Here is an 18,064-nt window from a genome sequence, read left to right as displayed (position 1 = left end):
ATGTGAGATGTGTGTAATTTTCGATGCGCAAAAATGAGATTCTCAGGGAGACGTAGTATCTGGAAGAGATTAAGGTATTTTTAACAATTCTCTGAATCGACTGAAGAAACTTCATGTTCTGTTCATGCGGAACGAGGCGGGTATAGATAAAGGGAGAAATTTGTTTATTGGGAGTAAACAGGGAGGTAATGCGGATATTTGCTGCATCGTTTGCAATAGGCAGTGAGTGGTAACGGAGGGTTGTGGATGGGTTAGGGCGGATGCACCAGGTAATATTAATTTTAATTTTGTTTAAACGACCTTGACTTCGTCGGAAATATGCGGATTCTGGGTGCAGGTGTTAAGCACCGAAGCGTGGGTGCGTCACCTGTGCCGGGTGGAGTTACTATACCCGAAAAGTTTATTCCTTATTCAAGCTTTCGTCCGAAAGCGATTGCAGAAATGCAATGATGTCGTTGATTTCGCTGCGCGATAAGTTTAATGGTGCGGCGGGCAGCGTTTGATGTGGGACTTCGTCTGTCAGGCCTACGCCTTGTGCGCCGCCCAGATTGTAGAAATCCAGTACTTCTTCCAGTGTTTTATAGCCGCCGTGATGGAAGTATGGGGCTGTGAGCGCTGCATTGCGAACCGATACGGTTTTGAATGAATGCCGGTATATGTCGGCGTCCTCGCTTACCACGCCGTTTGCGGCGCGTCCCGGGTCGCCGTCGGGGATTTTCAGGCCTGGCTTTTCAAACACGCCCAGTACCTCGCTTTCGTTTTCGTGATAGAGCGGGGGCACCAGGCCTCCAAACGTCGGGGCAAAATGACATGTGCCACAGGCTGCTTTGCCCATAAACAAATTGAATCCCGCTCGCACTTTGCGCGGCAATGCCGTCGTCTCGCCGCGCACAAACCGGTCGAAGGGACTGTTGAAAGATTTTAGCGATAGCACGTACGACGCCAGTGCTGCCGAGAATTGGTACCGGGTGATCGGGGCCTCTGCGCTCTTCGGAAAGACATTGTGAAAGGCAGCCGGGTATTCGGGCGCTGCTTGCAGTCGGGCCAGCATGTCCTGGAACGTGGTGTTAAACTCTAAATGATCTTCGATTACGTGCCCGGCCTGATCTTCCAGGTCGAATGCACGCAGGTCATAAAAAAAGCGATCGGAGAAGACGGCGTTGATCAACGAGGGCGCATTGCGCCGCACCAGGCGTCCCTCGGCGTTGGCATGCGAGCGTACTTCGCCATCGGCAAATGCCCGCTTCGGTTGATGGCAACTGCCACAGCTCATCGCGCCACTGTTGCTCAGGCGGGGCTCGTAGAATAATTTCTTGCCGAGCGCGCGCAGCGCTTCGTTGTCCTGCTCCTGCTTTAACAACGTATAATAGTAGGGATTGAGAAAGTCGGCTGAGAAGATATTGTCACTGTAAAAATTCCAGGCGGGCACTTCTTTCGTTACTTCCGCCGACGTACGGGCGCCGAGATGGCGGTGCAGCGCCAGCAGCTTTTTATAGAGGGGATTGATATAGTCGGTCAGGAATGTCAGCCGGTCAAACGTATCAAAGTTGTTGTGCGTATCCAGGTACGTGGCGGCGCTACCAAAGAGCGCAGCCACCCCGGCGCCATCGCCCGGCACGCTGGCGGCATAATAGCCGGTGGCTTGTTGCAACGCGCGACAGGTAACGGCCGCTTCGGGTAACGCCTGCAGCGATCCCGGGGTATCAAATCCGGTGACACCCAACGCAAACATACGGATCAGCTCCAGGCGCATGGCTTCAAATGCCTCGAAGCGCTGAATGTACCGGCGCTTTTCGAATTGCAGTAGTAATATCTGATAGCGGGTTTTCAACTCGCTCACCAGGTTGGCGATCTCTTCGCGGTGATCATTTGCCTCATCGGAATATACTTGCTCGTCGAGTACTTGCAGACCCCGCGGTGTTACCACGGTCGGTAAGTCCCGGTGCGGATACGGGTCGAGGTGATCCAGCGGCGGACCGTTGATATGTTCTTTTATATAGGTCGGATGATAATATTCGAGGATGTACTCGATCGTTTTATAGGCCTTGCGCGTAGCGGAGACTTGTGCCTGGAGGGACGTTAACGCGCCCCTGCCCGCCCGGTAGTCCTGTGCGGCCTGGTATAACCGTTGGATTTCCGTTTCCAGCTGTTTCACGCCCGCGTGTGTCTGCTGCAACATGCTCTCCTCCGGCGTTTCCGGGTGTAGAACAAACCGCAGGGACAGGAACAGAATCGCCACGCTCACGGCAGCCAGCGCCACACGGCGCCCATGGACTCCTGCTACCGGCTGCTTACTGCGGACCATATACGCCGGGGTCTGTGAGCGAACGAAGAAACACCACGAGCGCAGCTTTTTCGGATACCGACAGGTGCAGTGAATCCGGCGCCAACGTCTGATTCTTTACTTCCAGGCCGTGGCCGGCGCCGCCGCCGTTGTTGTAAAAGTCGATTACTTCTTCCAGGGTCTTGTAGGCACCGTTGTGGAAGTATGGCGCCGTGAGCGCTACGTTCCGCACGGTAGTGGTCTTAAACGATTTCCCAAAGATCCACGATTCTTCACTGAACACCTGGTTGTCCCGGCGACCGTTGTCGGGATCGAGCGCCTTGCGACGGGCGGCAGGGTCTTGCAATACACCCAGGATCTCGCTTTCGTTCTTGCGATACTCGGGCGGCGACAACCCCGAGAACACCGGTGCAAAGTGGCAGGTGCCGCAGTTGGCCTTGCCCATAAACAGGTTGAACCCTTTGCGTATAGCGGTATCGGGCAGGGCCGCCTCCCCCCGTACATAACGATCGAAGGGACTGTTAAAGGATTTCAACGACAGCACGTACGACGCCAGTGCCCTGGCAAACCGCTCGCGCGTGACACCTGGCGAAGAAAATGTTTTTTGAAACTGCGCGCGATAGACTTTGTCTTGCTCCAGCTTCCGGAGGATTTCTTCATGAGCGGTATTAAACTCACGTGGGTTAAAGATCACGTGCTCGGCTTGTTGCTCCAGCGTAAAGGCGCGTAGGTCGTAGAAATAACGGTCCGCATAGACGGCGTTGAGCAACGTCGGCGCATTGCGCTGTACCGTCATTCCCTGAATGTTGCTTTGCGAGCGGGGCCGGGCGTCGGCGAAGCCTTTTGCAGGATCGTGGCAGGAGGCGCAACTCATGGTGCCGGTGTGACTAATGCCGGGATCATAGAAGAGCTTCTTTCCCAGGGCGCGCAGCGCGTCGTTGTCTTCCGCGCGTTTTAATTCTGTATAGAAGTATGGGTCGAGAAAGTCCGGTGCAAAGAGATCGGCGCTGGAGGGGTTCCAGGGTTGTGGATATTTACTGCTATAGGATTTCGTTGTTGCGTTCGGGTAAAGGGCCTGTTGCAGGCGCAGCGATTCTTTATACAGCGGATTGATATGATCTTTCAGGAACGTCAGCCGGTCGAAGTCGTCGAACGAGACCGGCTGCTGCAAGTTGTGGATCGCACGGGTAAAGGCTTGTTGTAGTGCGGCGCCTTGCTCACCGGGAAATAGCGCAGCCGCCATTTGCTGCAATGCCGTTAACGACGTGGCGGCTTCTGGTAGTGCGTGTACCGAGCCGGGGGTATCGAAGCCTGTTACGCCGAGTGTGAAGATACGGACCAGCTGTAACCGGAGCGCCAGCGCGGCGTCGGCTGCCGTTACCGGCTGATCGTCGAAGCCCGCTACGAGGGTGTTGTAGCGTGTGTGGAAGCGTTGGGCCAGCGTGGTGATGGCAAGGGTCTGCTCTCGTGCGTCGGGGGCATACACGAGCTCGTCCAGGGTCTGCAGCCCTTCGGGATTGCGTACTACGGGGCGGGTGTCGTAGCGCTCGAGGTGGAGTAGCGGGGCGCCGTTGATATATTCTTCGACGTATTCGGGATAATAATAGGCTAGCAGGAATTCGACTTTTTTGTATTGCCGGCGGGTGTGCGCTACGGTGGATTGCAGGGAGTCGAGCTTGATTTTGCCGGTTTGGAATGCCTGCGCGGTTTGCTCGAGTGTTGATGCAGTCGTTTGCAAGGCTGCGATGTCTTTTCGTGCGACGGTGTCGATCGGATCGGGGGCTTGCCTGAAGGCAAACATTACTACCGCCGCGATTGCGATTAGTATCAGTGTTTTGTCGGCTGCATTCACGGGCGCCCAAATGTAGGATAGCGAACGCAGCGAGGCTTTATCTGAAGGTTAAGTTATTGTTACCGGTAACTAAAAGGAGCCACGAACGTGTATCTGGCAGGTGTTAGTGCTGAGCGTTCACGCTCACGTTGTTTTTCATCCCCAACGCGTGGAGTTCATGATTTCCAGGAGGTCTTTTTCGCGAATGGGTTTCGTCAAATAATGTGTGATGCCGAGGCTTCGGGCGCGGGCGACGTCTTTTTCGTCTTGAGACGAGCTTACGATGACGATCTTTACGCGGTCTTTATTTGGCATGCGGATGCGCTGGAATGCCTCGATGAACTCGAAACCATCCATGACGGGCATGTTGAGATCGAGTAAGATGACGTCGGGGAGGCTCTGCGTGCCGGAGTAATAATCATTGATTAGCTTCAGCGCTTCGGCGCCGTTCATGGCCATGTGGATGCCTTCGGTAAAGCCGAGCTTTTCGAAGAGCCGGCTACTCAAAAAATTAAATACGTGATCGTCATCGACCAGCAACACATTTTTATTCATATCCCTCCCGGTTTAATCTTGCGTCTGTTAAAAAACAAAAATGCAGTGTGCTAATTCCTCGAACGGACCGCGGCCGTTTGCAGTTCTAGTGTGAGTGTGAAGAAAAAACAAAGTGAATGTGTTCGCTCTCGCTCCCACACGCACTCTGTTTTTAGCCGTCCCACCTGAAGAGACGACTCCGCTTACCGAACATCCCTCACCGTACCTTTATGAGCATTAGCATGTGAGCATTTGAAATGTGCCCCGGAAGGAAGGAGCCGCTCCTGACACGTCAGGAACGACTCCCCTACCGAACACCCATACCGAATTACCGATTCAGTATATCTTCTGCGGACGATGCCGCCAGCCTGTTACATTGATGAGCGTGTACCGGGGCTTGCTTCGCTTGCACGACAACATTCAGCAAGATGCTCAACAGCGCGACGATTATAATTCTAACGCACATAGCCTTATCGTTTAGTGATAATGTAATCGATGTTGTTTACGCTATTGCTTCGCCCGGCGGAATAGACAGTAGCCTTTTAGTTGTTTTTAACGTTTCGGGTATCCACGCGCCAAAAAATCATACCGCCGTCGTTTTTTGTGTTAGTGAATATAGCATTCAATGCCGGATTTAGAAAAAGTTTATGGCTAATTTTTTATCATAACAACCAACAACAAGGAATCTACATCATACGTAGTAATACGTATACTATCAACCATCACCAAAAACTATACACACCACCCCCTATCTATACACACAGCGTCCGGAGCTTCCAGTACACTTTTATTTGTTCGTATAAGCTTTAATCGCCCCCGCTGCACGGATCTTTTTCACACGATCCATCAAAATCCTTCACCAAAAACAGTGTCTCCAAAACACTTGACACATCCCATCCTCCTGCCGGAACACTTTTTCACACAGCCTGCATGCCGGCGTATAAAAAACACTTTCATGCCCGTATATATACGTAGGCAGCACGAACCGCCTGCATGTGCCAAGCGGTGCCACGTTTCAGAAAAAAAATAGTCAGGAGCGCCTAAAAGAACCCTTTGCTTTCGCCCGCGGCATTTTCAGACATCCGCTCGGCGTGCTCTTTGCCCAGGTAACGATCGATCATGCCGTGCCCAATATATATCAGCGGTGTGAGCAGTACGGCCACGCAGGCTTTATAAAGATAGTTGGTGATGCCGATGGCGAGAATCTGTTTATTGGAGAAGATGCCCGAAAAAGCAATGTATAGCACCACAAAGCTATCGACAAACTGCGACACGAGGGTCGACCCTGTAGCCCGAAGCCACAGCATGCGGCTACCCGTCATGTTGCGTAAGCGCTGAAACACAAACACATCGACCAACTGTCCCACGATGAACGCTACCAGCGAGGCGAAGATGATACGCTGCCCCTGGCCGAAGATCTTGCCAAAGGCAAAGTCGATGTTAAAATTACTTCCTTCCGGGCCTCTGTTATTGGCCTCTATCCACCAGTCGGCCGGCGGCAGATAAATCGCCACCAGCAACATGACAAACGCATAGGCAATCAGGATCGCGGTGAGGTAGCTGATGCGTTTTACACCGGGCTTGCCGAAGTATTCATTGATCAGGTCGGTTGTGATAAAGACGACCGGCCAGATCACCACCCCGGCCGTGAGGTTAAAATCCATGGTAAACCCGAGGATGTTCAGATGCGCGGGTTGCGAGCCCACCGTCGCCTCGGCAGAAAAGATTTTCACGCCAATCATTTCGGCCAGCAGGGCGTTGGTGATAACAATTCCCGCCAGGACCATAAAGAGGCGGCTGTGTTTTTGTTCGACGGTAGGTTCCATGATGTTTATTCGGCAATACTAAATTCTACGCCTTCCAGCGCCAGGTGTGCTTCGGGAAAAATACGACGAGCTTCGTCCAATATGGGTTCCAGCTCTTTGTAGCGCGCGGAGAAATGGCCCAGCACCAGCTTGCCGGCGTCGGCCTTGAGGGCGATCGTGGCGGCATGGGCGGCTGTGCTGTGCAACGTTTCGCGCGCGCGCGGCTCGTCGTCCATTGTAAAAGTAGCTTCGTGGTAGAGAATGTCGACGCCCTTTATTTGTTCGGCTATTCGCTCGACATACGCCGTGTCGGAGCAGTACGCATAGCTGCGCGAACGCCGCGGCGGCAGCGTCAGGTCGGCGTTGCGATACAGGATATTGCCGGCGTCGTCCACGACATCGTCGCCGCGCTTCAGTCCGGCCACTTGCCGGATCAGCAACCCTTGGGGCAGACGCGTTTTGTCGACGCGCCGGGGCTTGGGTTTCTCTTTAAATAAAAAACCCGAGCTGCGGATCTTGTGCACCAGCGGTATGGTCTCCACGGTGATCGCATCGTCTTCATAGATCACGCCCTGCGCGTCTTTTTCCAACCGGTGAAAAACAATGCGGAAGGATGGCGCCGAGCGCGAATAGCGCAGTTGCGTGGTGATGATCTCGTCCAGGCCGCGGTGACTGTAGACGTGGAGGTCCGCCGCGCGGCGCTGCAGGTGCATGGTAAAGATCAGGCCCATCAGGCCCAGGTAATGATCGCCGTGCAGGTGACTGATAAAGATGTGATTGATGCGGTGATAGGATGCGCCAAAACGCATGAGCTGCATCTGCGCGGCTTCACCACAGTCGACTAAAAAGAACCGGCTTTGGATCTCCACCAACTGCGCGCTGGGGTGGCGGCCGTATACCGGCAAGGCGCCGCTCGATCCGAGAATAGTAATCTTAAAGCTCATAGTACCAGGCGGCGACAACAGGTAAAATAAAAAGACCAAAACTCCGCGGAGCTTTGGTCAGTATATCGGTCACCAGCATACTCCCTCAGCGGGTGTCGCCGGCTTTGAGGTCTTTTTCAATCTCGTGCATATAGACCGTATCGATGGCCTCTTCTACCGTCGGCAGAATGTTGAGCACGCTGTCAAGCTGCGAGATCTTGATCAGCTTCATCGAGTGGTCGGACAGGCTGGCCAGCACAAATATGCCGCCGTCTTCCTGTACAATACGGTTTCCTACCAACAGGGCGCTCAGGCCGGAAGAGTCGGTATACTTCACATCGGAAAGGTCGAGAATGATGTTGCGCACACCTTCGGCGTGCAGCGTGATCAGCTCCGACTTAAGCCCCGGTGCCACACTGCTGTCCAGCTTTTCTTCGTGCAGCTTCAGCATGCAGTACTTCTCCTGCTTATCGATCGTATATTTCATCGGTTCGTATTTACAAAATGGTCTCTCTCGTGTTGGGCCGGTATCGGTATACCCGTTAGTGCTTCTGACCTTCTAAGGTAACGGATTTTATTGAATTGAGAATGCTTTGCTCGATTCTTTCCAGCATCTGCGTATACGCCACGGGTGCCAGGGCCTCGCCGCGCACCGCCTCGTACAGCTCTTTGTAACGCGTGGAGATAGATTCCACCACGGCGTCCGTCATCTCCGGAACACGCTGGCCGTCCTTTCCCTGGAAGCCGTTCTCGATCAGCCACTGCCGCACAAATTCTTTCGAGAGCTGCTTCTGCGGCTCTCCGGCCTGCTGCCGGGCAGCATATCCTTCCCGGTAAAAATACCGCGACGAGTCCGGTGTGTGTACTTCGTCAATGAGGTAGATGGTACCATTGTGTTTACCAAACTCATATTTGGTATCCACCAGGATCAGGCCGCGGGCGGCCGCGAGCTCGGTACCTTTTTCAAACAAACGCAGGGTATAGTTTTCCAGCATGGCGTAGTCTTCCGGACTCACCACGCCACGGGCCAGGATCTCCTCACGGGAAATGTCTTCATCGTGGCCGACGGCGGCTTTGGTCGTCGGCGTAATGATAGGGTGCGGCAGCTTGTCATTTTCGCGCAGGCCTTCCGGCAACGGCACACCGCATAGTATGCGTTTGCCTTCGCGGTATTCACGCCACGCGTGGCCGGCCAGGTAGCCGCGTACTACCATTTCTACCGCAAACGGCTGACAGCGGAAACCCACGGTTACGTTCGGGTCGGGCGTCGCGATCACCCAGTTCGGCACCAGGCCTTTGGTGGCCTCCAGGTTAAACGCCGCGATCTGGTTCAGCACGCGGCCCTTATCGGGAATGGCGCGTGGCAAGATGACGTCGAACGCGGAGATGCGGTCGGTAGCCACCATGGCCATATAATCGCCGAAATAGTAGACGTCGCGGACCTTGCCGCTGTAAAAACCGGTTTGGTTGGGGAATTTGAACTTGGTTTCGCTGATTGCCTGCATGAAAATGGTATTCCAGCCGGCAAGTTAATGGTTTACTTTAAAATAGTCACCACCGCACCGGCTTTGTAGGTGGTGGTGCGGCTCAGCTGGCCACTTTCGTCGTACTCGCGCCAGTCGCGATTCTTTTTATCGCCGGCGTACTCGCCCTGTTCGCGCACTTTTCCGGAGGGGTAATACGCCGTGAACGGGCCATGCCGGCGGTTGGAGCGATACTCCCCTTGCGTGGCTAGGGTGCCCGTTTCGTAATACGTGCGCACTGGGCCTGCCAGCAGATCGAATTTAAACGTTTCTTCCTGCTGCACTTTGCCCGACGGATAATAGGTGTACCGCACGCCCATACGCTTGCCGGCATCATAGGTCTCTTTAATATGTGGCGTGCGCCCGCCGGGATGGTAGTACACCCACAGGCCCTGCGGCTTTTCATTCCGGAATCGCTTTTCGTTTTGCAAGGCGCCGTTCTCGTCCAGCGTCTCCTGGGTCATGTCGATGCCGTTTGCAGCTACCTGCTCTTTTACGTGTATTTTGCCCGACGGATAATACTCCACATTATGGCCTGTCTTCTTGCCATCTTTATAATTGAACCGGTGCTGTACCGAACCGTCCGCAAAGTACGCCGTGTTGGGCCCCTGCAGCTTGCCGTTTACAAAGCTGCCTTCCAATAACGGGCGGCCGGTGCTGTCGTATCGTTTAAAGTCACCATTGCGCGAGCCCTTCTTCATCTCCGAGACCGTCTCTACCTGGCCGTTGGGATAATAGCTTTTAAAGTAGCCCGTCAGAACGCCTTCTTTATAATTCCCTTCTGTCTCTACCTTGCCGTTCTCAAAGAATGTGCGCGTAATACCGTTGGGTTTGCCACGATAATAAACGATCTCCTTGCGCACCGCGCCACTGGGGTAAAACTCTTTCACTTGTCCTTCCGGTTTACCCTTGGCAAAATACGTCTGGCTTTTTACGGCGCCGTTATCAAAAAACAGCTGGATGCTGTCGGCAAGCTTGTCGTTCTGATAATATGCGCGCTGCACCGGTTTTCCGTCGTCATTATAGACGACCACCGGGCCGTGGCGCAAGCCGTTGACAAACCCCAGTGTGCGTGCGGGGCGGCCGTTTGAATGGAACTCGCGAAACTCGCCGGACTTGACGCCGTCGTCAAAATTGCCCTCCAGCATCACCTGGCCGTTTTCATAGTACCGGCGATAAAGTCCTTCCATACTGCTGTTGTCGCTGGCAGATACCGTGTACACTTCCTGGAGGTGTTTTCGGGCAGAGTCGTAATAGGTGCGTACCTCCCGCTGTGCCCAGGCAACGTCGGGGATCATCGTGACTACCCATACAGCCACCGGAATCCAGGCTTTGATTTGTTGTTTCATGCAAAAAATGAATGCGCAAAGATAACGAAGAATGATAATGGTTATTTTTGCCACCTGAAAAACCTGTACATGAGTTTTACTGCCAAGGCAAAGGAAGCGGGTGTTTGGCTCAGGAAGATCGTAGCCGTACTCTTTGTCGCCCAGCTATTCTATATTTTTATCCTCAAATGGGTAGATCCACCCATTACCGTCACCCAATTGGTCAGCTGGGTGACCGGCTACGGCCTGAAGCGCGACTATATTCCCTTGCGCGACATGGGGCCGAACGCGCCGTTTGCGGTCCTCTGCTCCGAAGATCAGCTTTTTCCCGACCACAATGGGTTCGACATCAAGAGCATTCAAAAAGCGCTCGAGAACAACAACAAAGCGAAGGCCCGCCTGCGCGGTGCGTCGACGCTCAGCCAGCAGGTGGCCAAGAATGTTTTTCTGTGGCAAGGGCGCAGCTGGATCCGCAATGGGCTGGAGGCGTATTTCACGTTTATGATCGAGCACGTGTGGGGCAAACAGCGCATTCTGGAGGTATATATGAATGTGACGGAAATGGGCCGTGGGGTGTTCGGCATTGAAGCGGCGGCGCAGTACTATTTTAAGAAGCCTGCGAAGAAGTTGTTACCGGTGGAAGCGGCGCGCATTGCCGCGAACTTGCCGAATCCGAAAAAGTATAAGGTCAATCCGGCGTCGGAGTATATTGTTAGAAGAGGGAATTGGGTGTTGCAGCAGATGGGAAATCTGCGGGGGGATGTGGATGTAGTGATGTTGCTTAATGCGGAGAAAAAGAAATACGATAAGTAAGTTTGTGGGAGACGAAATCTGGCGTGTTAGCGCGTCGCGTGTGCCAGGCATACTGATTTGCTGGCGCAAGTATAAACACCAGGCGTTAGCGTAGGTGTGGTACTTGTGACTGAAACTGTTGCCAGTCTTAGACTGGCGTGTTGGTCTATGGTTGTTTCTACGACTCAATACCGTACCAGCCGATGTTGAAGTACGACCATGCCGCTCTTTAGGAGGCGCAGTATATAGGTGCCCGCGGGGATGTCGTCGAAGGCGATGATTACTTCGTTTTTTGCTGGGATCGATGTTATGGGAACTGTGCGACGTGCGCCGGTCGTGCTGACCACTTCGGCACCGTCGATGCGGAGCGGATCTTGCACGGCCGTGATGTATAGTGTATTTCCCTGCACTGGGTTGGGATGGACCAGGAGGCCTAAGCGCTCCCCTCCTTCTATGCCGACGACGCCGCCTTCGGCCAATATGATAGTAAATTCCTGGCGGAAATCGCCCGCGCTATTCTTCGCTTCGATCGTAACGGTATAAGTGCCCGGCTCCAACCCCTTGCCTACCACCAGTTGGTCACCCTTAATGCTGAACTTGGCATTGTCGGATATACCCGCAGGCAGGCTAAACGTTGTGGGGCGTGCGCCATTGCTGACAATGCGGCCAACCGCTGTGCCGACAGTGGATTTTGTGACGCCGGGCATAGCACTTAGACGGAGCACATTGGGCGCCGTGGCATTCAGTGGCTTCTTGCCACAGGCTTTCATCCATTCAAACCAATCGCCATCCGGGTCGTTTTTGGCCCATTGATAATATGGAGCACCATTTATCGCTCCGGTTACTTGCGCCGTGTTCATGCCCTGCGCGTTATAGACACATTCCCATGCTTCGTGCCCCAGGTCCCGATAAACGGTCAGTCGCGTGCGGGTTGCATCCAGCTTGTAGAGGGCTGTATGAAAGTTGGCTACATCCGCCACGAGGTTGGGCATAACGTCGTCCTCGCCCTGGTGGATCCATACATATTGTTTGTTGTCGACAATCTGCTGCACCTTCGACACGGCGGCCGTCAGGTTGGTCGACATGAGGGTAAACGTCGAGAAGCTCTTGTATACATCGGAATTCGCCACGATCATATCACGGATGGCATACCCGCCGGCAGAAAGCCCGGCCAGGTGCTGTTGTCCGGGTTCGATCACAGCTTTGTAGTGATCTGTCGCCCACGTGATAAAATTGGTAATGCTGGCATTGCCGCTCCAATACCCGCTGGGGTCCTGTGGCACCAGCACGATAAAATCGGTGTTGTGTGTTTTCAGCCACTGGCAGACCTGAACGTTCAGGATCTTGTCGAGTGAGCTCGATGTCCCCATGCCGGCATCGTTCAGACCGTGCAACCAATAGAGCACAGGATATTTTTTTGCGCCGCTGTCGTCAAACCCCGGTGGCAGGTATTCAACATATCCCTTCGGATTCGCATCAACCGTCTTCTCGGGAACTTTCGTGAGAGTGCCTTTTTGTGCAAATCCCACCGTGACCAGCGACAACAGGCTGGCGGTAAGCATTAAATTACGTAACGTCAAGGGTGCAGGTCTTAAAGTCTTTACTTATAACTGAATGAGAAGGGTTCCGAAAATTAGCGAAAGCGTGGAGATTTATCCCCGCGCCTACCAGCATTTAATTTTTCAAACGTTTCCAAACTGCTATTCTGCCATCTATAGACCCCTAATTGGTTTTGACAAGCCTGCTTTGCTGGACCGTGGCCTGCCGGTGAAACAATCGAACAACATAGATACCGGCTGGCAGATCGCCCAGGTCAACGGCTACGATACCGTCCGCCGACTGCCCGACTGTACGGTGTAGTGTGACACCCTGGGTGCTGACCAACTCGATCGCATCGATCACGCCACGATCGCTGCCAGTCCTGACGGAAAGCATCCGCCCTTGCAGGGGATTGGGATATACCGCCACAGCACGCGCGCCTGCGCCTTGCTCATTACCGACAATCACTTCTTCCTCTTTCTTATTTACCGTAATCTCGAAGGTCTTTTCTGTCGCTCCAATGACGTTGGTTGCCTTCACCACCACAGTGTAGGTACCAGGTGAAAGGGACTCCCGCACCGTAAGGGCAGCGCCTTCTACCATAAAGGCATCATTGTCGCCTGTACTGGCCGGCAGCGTAAACGCCATCGGCTCAAGACCGTCGGCGGTAAGATCGCCTACCAGCGTGTCGGCTTTAAAGCCTTCTTCCAGCACATGGTTGCTCAGCGCCAATGCAAATGGGGCCTTGGCATTTACCGGCGCCTTGCCGTGGCGGATCATCCAGGTATACCAGTCCGGATCAGGATCGGCTTCCGTCCAGGGATAGAATGTCGTACCGTCGATGGTGCCCGTGAGCTGCTTCCTCTTTTTCCCGTCGTTGTTATATACATAGATCCAGGAGGCGTGCGCCACATCGACAAACGCCGTAAAGCGCGTACGTGTGGAGTCCAGCGCGTAGAGCTTGTTGTGAAAACCTTCGGCCTCGCTCATCCTGTTCGGGTTAATGTCTTTGTCGCCGTGGAAGATCCATACATATTGGTCGTTGTCCACGATGTTTTTCACATAGCCTTCGGCCGTAGCCAGGTTCGTGGACATCAGTGTAAAGGTTGAGAAAGCCCGACACGCGGGTGTGTTGGCAATGATGTAGTCTTTGATGCCGTAGCCGCCGGAGGAGAAGCCCGCCAGGTGTTGCTGCGTCGGCTGAATGACGCCTTTATACTCCTGCGAGGCCCAGGTCACAAAAGCCTGCAGGTCATTGTTGTCGTTGCCCGTCCAATACCCACTGTGGTCTTGTGGCGCTAATACCACAAAAGGAACATCGTGGGTCTTGAGCCACTGGCAGAGATAGGTGTTCAGTACTTCATCCATTTCTTCATAAGAGCCCCACCCCTTCTCGCCAAGACCGTGCAGAAAGTATAATACGGGATATTGTGTTTTGCCACTATCATCAAAGCCCGGCGGCAGGTATTCCACATACCCTTTAACGTTGCCGTTACGTGTGCGGATGGCATATTTGGTGAGCGTACCTTTTTGGGCAACGGCCGATTGCACCACCGTACAGCATAGCACGGCGGCCCAGAGCAGGAGTAGTAGAGGTCTTAACATGTGTATACGAGCGGTTTGGAGTCGACAAAAACTGTGGGGGAACAGCTTTCTCTCCTGAAAAGTACTAAAACATTGTGCCTTAGAAAAGTGGGTAAAAAAAAGACCGTAGTCACCCCGCGGAATCTGCGGGGTGATTCGGGTTCATATCATTATTGCTTCGCGATCCGCATGGTCTCCATGGGGGCATTGCGGCGCCAGATCTGCAGGGTATACATACCCGGCGTCATATCAAAGGGGAATGTTAGCGGTACTCCTTGCTGGCTTGGCACATTGATGTACCGCGCACGCACCACTCCGGCGGGGTCGAGCACCAAAATGGCATTGAAGAATACATTTTCGACCTGGGGTGTGATGTTGAGACTATTTCCGGCCACCGGGTTGGGCGATACGGTATACGTCGTGCCATTGCTTTGCCCGACGGTAATCGTAAAGGCCTGACGGATGCTGCCCGAACCGTTGGCGGCCTGCAACTGAATGGTATAGCTTGTGCGGCCCGCCAGCGAGCTTGCTACGGTAAGCTGATTGTTCTGAATGGAAAAGCGTGCATTGTCATACGCTCCCGACACCAACGTGGTCGTTACCGGCGCGGTGCCGTTGGCAGCGGCAGTGCCCACGGCGGTGCCCGGGCCGGCCCCACTGCCGACGCTGGTGTTGCTTAGCGCGATTGCCGTGGGCGCAGTACCACTGGCCGGTGGCGGCGCGGCGCCCGTTTTGGGGTGCGAGAGCAGCCAGCCAAACCAGGTGCGGTTCGGATCGCTGGTCGTCCAGTTGTAGTACGTTGTCCCCGACACGGTGCCGGTCACTTGCGGCGACGTTCTGCCCGTGCCGTTATATACTTTGTCCCACGCGCCGTGGCCCAGGTTCAGGTAGGCCGTGAGACGCGAGCGACGCGAGTCAAGCCTGTATACGGCGTTGTGAAAGTTGGCCACCGACGCCAGCTGATTCGGCGTAACGTCGTCTTTTCCCTGATGGATCCATACATATTGGTTGTTCGAGACGATCTGCGACGCACGGCCCACGGCGCCATCCAGGTTGGTGGACATCGGCGTGAAGGTGGAGAACGCTTTATAGGTGGCCGAGTTACCCACGATAAAATCACGAATGCCATAACCGCCCGACGAAAGCCCCGCCATGTGTTGCTGGTTCAGGTCGATCGAGCTCCTATAATATACCTTCGCCCACTCCACGAATCTGGCAATGCTATTGGAGCCGTTCCAATAACCGCTCGCGTCCTGCGGCGCGAGAACAATAAAATCTACATCGTTTGTTTTAAGCCAATTCGATACCTGCTGGCTCATGAGCTTGTCGAGCGAAGCCGACGTACCGCCGCCGACACCTTCCAATCCGTGCATCCAGTATAACACGGGATATTTTCTGGTGCTGACATAATTCGGGGGCAGATACTCTATATACCCTTTTGGGTTAGCGCTCCGGGTGTTGACGGGAACTTTGGTGAGCTTGCCCCGCTGAGCGTGGGCCTCGGTGTAGACGCCGGCGCTGATCGCGACAATCCACAAGAGCAGTAATAAGGGTCTTACCAATCGTTGCATATCTATATTAAGGATAGTTCAAGCTGTAGTGTCACCCGCGGGCGACAACATAACCTGTACTTTTAAAAGATTATGCCGGGGTATGCCTGACGACAAACGGCTCGCCAGCGCGACGAGTGAACATGAAATATAAAAAAAGCCGGCCCATTGGGGCCGGCTTTTGTAGAAACCGTGGTCGGCGGGGGACATTGTTCGTGTGCCGCGGTTCAGAATATGTCGTTAGTTCTTTACGAGGCGTACCGTTTCCATGGACGCATAGCGGCGCCAGATCTGCAAGGTATAGATGCCTGTGGGCAGATCGAAGGGGAACGTCAGTGCCTGGCCTTTCACACCTTGCACATTCACAAAGCGGGTCCTGACAATGCCGTTGCCGTCGACCACCAGGATGGCGTTGAAGAATACGTTGTCCTGGTTCGGTGTAATGCTCAGCACGTTTCCGGTCATCGGGTTCGGGTATACCGAGTAGATACCGCCGGACGCTGTTGCCACTGTGATGGTGAAGGACTGCTTGTAGGTGCCTTTACCGTTTGCCGCTTGCAGCTGTACAGTATACGAGCTCTTTTCGGTCAGCGCGCTGGCCAGTACAAGCTGGTTATTCGTCACGCGGAACTTTGCATTGTCGGAAGCGCCCGATACCAGGGTGATCGTTACCGGTGCTGTGCCGTTGGCAGCAACGTTGCCTACCACGGTGCCGGCAGGAGCGCCCGAGGCTACACCTGTACCGCTCAGGGTAATAGACGTAGGTGCGACGTCGGTGACCGGAGGAGGCGTAGTGCCATTCTTCGGGTGCGACTTCATCCAGCCGAACCAGTCTTTATTCACATCGCTGTTCGTCCAGTTATAGTAGGTGGTACCGGAGATTGTACCCGTCCACTGCGCAAACGTTCGCCCCGTGCCGTTGTACACTTTGTCCCAGGCAGAGTGCCCCAGGTTTACGTAGGCCGTGAGGCGAGCACGTTTCGAGTCAAGTTTATAGACCGCGTTGTGGAAGTTCTGAACAGCGGCGATCTGGTTAGGCGTTACGTCGGCCGTACCCTGGTGAATCCATACATATTGATTATTGGCAACAATCTGCGATGCCTTTCCAATTGCGCCATCCATGTTGGTCGACATTGGCGTAAAGGTCGAGAATCCCTGGTAGGTAGCTGTATTTGCTACGATAAAGTCACGGATACCGTACCCACCTGCCGAAAGACCGGCCATGTGTTGCTGATTCAGGTCCATGGACGACTTATAATAGGTCTTTGCCCATTCTACAAATCTGGTGATGCCGTTGGTGCCATTCCAATATCCGCTGGCATCTTGCGGAACCAACACGATGAAATCTACATCGTTTGTTTTCAGCCAGTTCGCAATCTGGCGGTTCATCAGCGTTTCCAGTGAACCGCTGGTACCGGGACCGACTTCACCCAGGCCAGGCAGCCAGTACAACACTGGATACTTTTGAGTAGACGAATAGTTGGGTGGCAGATACTCGATGTAACCCTTGGGGTTAGCGCTGCGAGTGTTAATGGGTACTTTGGTAAGTTTACCTTGTGCGAAAACTACAACTGCTGAGCAAAACAGCCAACAGATCAGAAACAAAGATCTGAGTTTCATTTTTTACCTTCTCCTCTTTTAACTTATGAGGGGGCCAGTGGCACAGTCCTTTACAGACCAAACTGTCACACTGTTCATAATGGTTGATATTTTTTTTGTGTACGAAAGCAACCCATCTGATATCCGAACCGTTATCCCTCTTACAGTTCGAGTACCCGACGAAAGGCTCTATTGCTTTCGCGATACAAACATACTACAAGGAAGCCCTGGAGTCCTTCCGTTTATCGATGAGCTGAATAATTAGGCATGATACTATCAGAATAGCGCGATGAACTACATCGCGACTCACAACACCAACACCACTCGTGTAAATGGATTTGTCGCTCACAACGCCGTCACAATACGACGGAAATCAACACTTAACAATTTCATCACATCGTCTCGAAACACCGCTATATTCACTGCTAAACAACTGACAGTACAGTGTTTACGAATATGTTCTTAAAGCAATTTACAACACCATTTTTCGCCTTCTGTAAATATACCTTGTGACGAGCGAGGGAAGCCAGACACAAGGTATAAATGTATGTTCACGAGGCACTCCGTCGAGTTATTCAATGAACATGTATACCACCTCATCTTAAAACTCCGTGCCAACCGGTACGATCTGCGCAGCAGCCGTCACGTTTGAGTGAGCAGGTGGTTGACGTGCGTGGAAGTTGTGGAATTTTTCTACATGTATGGTGGAAAACCAGAATCAAAAAGTTAAGAAATGACGTTTAAAAAATCGGGCCGCACGGTGGCCACTCCG

Annotated in this window: 13 protein-coding genes; 1 reads left to right on the top strand and 12 read right to left on the bottom strand. The window is 53.5% G+C overall.

The features are described from left to right. Positions 1 to 400: 400 nt before the first annotated feature. The 8 genes from KK062_RS24340 to KK062_RS24305 form a co-directional block, all read right to left on the bottom strand. Positions 401 to 2,305, bottom strand: coding sequence for a cytochrome-c peroxidase (locus KK062_RS24340; protein ID WP_254086978.1), 1,905 nt, complete (start codon positions 2,303 to 2,305; stop codon positions 401 to 403). Further along, a complete protein-coding gene (locus KK062_RS24335) occupies positions 2,292 to 4,136 on the bottom strand; it encodes a cytochrome-c peroxidase (RefSeq protein WP_254086977.1) in 1,845 nt (614 codons plus the stop codon). Before KK062_RS24335 ends, KK062_RS24340 begins: the two co-directional genes overlap by 14 nt. A 135-nt stretch (positions 4,137 to 4,271) precedes the next feature. Then, complete coding sequence (locus KK062_RS24330; RefSeq protein WP_254086976.1) at positions 4,272 to 4,670, bottom strand: response regulator; 399 nt, start codon at positions 4,668 to 4,670, stop codon at positions 4,272 to 4,274. 1,019 nt (positions 4,671 to 5,689) lie between these two features. Further along, complete coding sequence (locus tag KK062_RS24325) at positions 5,690 to 6,475, bottom strand: queuosine precursor transporter (RefSeq protein ID WP_254086975.1); 786 nt, start codon at positions 6,473 to 6,475, stop codon at positions 5,690 to 5,692. Positions 6,476 to 6,480: 5 nt separating this feature from the next. Beyond that, positions 6,481 to 7,398: a ribonuclease Z gene (locus KK062_RS24320; RefSeq protein WP_254086974.1), complete on the bottom strand. Its 918-nt coding sequence runs from the start codon at positions 7,396 to 7,398 to the stop codon at positions 6,481 to 6,483. Between the two features lie 85 nt (positions 7,399 to 7,483). After that, complete coding sequence (locus KK062_RS24315; RefSeq protein ID WP_254086973.1) at positions 7,484 to 7,864, bottom strand: STAS domain-containing protein; 381 nt, start codon at positions 7,862 to 7,864, stop codon at positions 7,484 to 7,486. 55 nt (positions 7,865 to 7,919) lie between these two features. Beyond that, positions 7,920 to 8,882, bottom strand: coding sequence for a phosphoribosylaminoimidazolesuccinocarboxamide synthase (locus KK062_RS24310; protein WP_254086972.1), 963 nt, complete (start codon positions 8,880 to 8,882; stop codon positions 7,920 to 7,922). 32 nt (positions 8,883 to 8,914) lie between these two features. Beyond that, positions 8,915 to 10,249: a toxin-antitoxin system YwqK family antitoxin gene (locus KK062_RS24305; RefSeq protein ID WP_254086971.1), complete on the bottom strand. Its 1,335-nt coding sequence runs from the start codon at positions 10,247 to 10,249 to the stop codon at positions 8,915 to 8,917. A 69-nt stretch (positions 10,250 to 10,318) separates the two neighbouring features. Here KK062_RS24305 and mtgA point away from each other — a divergent pair, with 69 nt between their 5' ends. After that, on the top strand, positions 10,319 to 11,041 hold the full coding sequence (gene mtgA / locus KK062_RS24300; protein WP_254086970.1) for a monofunctional biosynthetic peptidoglycan transglycosylase: 723 nt from the start codon (positions 10,319 to 10,321) through the stop codon (positions 11,039 to 11,041). 164 nt (positions 11,042 to 11,205) lie between these two features. Here the strand turns inward: mtgA and KK062_RS24295 are convergent, their stop codons facing one another. The 4 genes from KK062_RS24295 to KK062_RS24280 all read right to left on the bottom strand — a co-directional run bounded on the left by KK062_RS24295 (position 11,206) and on the right by KK062_RS24280 (position 17,313). Next, positions 11,206 to 12,600, bottom strand: coding sequence for an alpha/beta hydrolase family protein (locus KK062_RS24295; RefSeq protein WP_254086969.1), 1,395 nt, complete (start codon positions 12,598 to 12,600; stop codon positions 11,206 to 11,208). 142 nt (positions 12,601 to 12,742) lie between these two features. Next, complete coding sequence (locus KK062_RS24290) at positions 12,743 to 14,164, bottom strand: T9SS type A sorting domain-containing protein (RefSeq protein WP_254086968.1); 1,422 nt, start codon at positions 14,162 to 14,164, stop codon at positions 12,743 to 12,745. Positions 14,165 to 14,313: 149 nt separating this feature from the next. Then, the gene (locus KK062_RS24285) at positions 14,314 to 15,714 is read right to left on the bottom strand and encodes a hypothetical protein (protein ID WP_254086967.1); all 1,401 of its coding nucleotides are present in this window, start codon (positions 15,712 to 15,714) and stop codon (positions 14,314 to 14,316) included. Positions 15,715 to 15,933: 219 nt separating this feature from the next. Beyond that, complete coding sequence (locus tag KK062_RS24280; RefSeq protein WP_254086966.1) at positions 15,934 to 17,313, bottom strand: hypothetical protein; 1,380 nt, start codon at positions 17,311 to 17,313, stop codon at positions 15,934 to 15,936. Positions 17,314 to 18,064: the final 751 nt, after the last annotated feature.

It is taken from the genome of Dawidia cretensis (genome assembly GCF_018598175.1).
Taxonomy (GTDB): Bacteria; Bacteroidota; Bacteroidia; order Cytophagales; family Cyclobacteriaceae; genus Ohtaekwangia; species Ohtaekwangia cretensis.
The sequence above is the reverse complement of the archived record's forward strand: the minus strand, read 5'-3'. Positions and strand labels throughout refer to the sequence as shown.

Coding starts and splice junctions, on each gene's coding strand:
- KK062_RS24305 (WP_254086971.1), bottom strand. CDS start 10,249: ATGAAACAACAAATCAAAGCCTGGATTCCGGTGGCTGTATGGGTAGTC.
- KK062_RS24280 (WP_254086966.1), bottom strand. CDS start 17,313: ATGAAACTCAGATCTTTGTTTCTGATCTGTTGGCTGTTTTGCTCAGCA.
- KK062_RS24290 (WP_254086968.1), bottom strand. CDS start 14,164: ATGTTAAGACCTCTACTACTCCTGCTCTGGGCCGCCGTGCTATGCTGT.
- KK062_RS24315 (WP_254086973.1), bottom strand. CDS start 7,864: ATGAAATATACGATCGATAAGCAGGAGAAGTACTGCATGCTGAAGCTG.
- KK062_RS24320 (WP_254086974.1), bottom strand. CDS start 7,398: ATGAGCTTTAAGATTACTATTCTCGGATCGAGCGGCGCCTTGCCGGTA.
- KK062_RS24285 (WP_254086967.1), bottom strand. CDS start 15,714: ATGCAACGATTGGTAAGACCCTTATTACTGCTCTTGTGGATTGTCGCG.
- KK062_RS24325 (WP_254086975.1), bottom strand. CDS start 6,475: ATGGAACCTACCGTCGAACAAAAACACAGCCGCCTCTTTATGGTCCTG.
- KK062_RS24340 (WP_254086978.1), bottom strand. CDS start 2,305: ATGGTCCGCAGTAAGCAGCCGGTAGCAGGAGTCCATGGGCGCCGTGTG.
- KK062_RS24330 (WP_254086976.1), bottom strand. CDS start 4,670: ATGAATAAAAATGTGTTGCTGGTCGATGACGATCACGTATTTAATTTT.
- mtgA (WP_254086970.1), top strand. CDS start 10,319: ATGAGTTTTACTGCCAAGGCAAAGGAAGCGGGTGTTTGGCTCAGGAAG.
- KK062_RS24310 (WP_254086972.1), bottom strand. CDS start 8,882: ATGCAGGCAATCAGCGAAACCAAGTTCAAATTCCCCAACCAAACCGGT.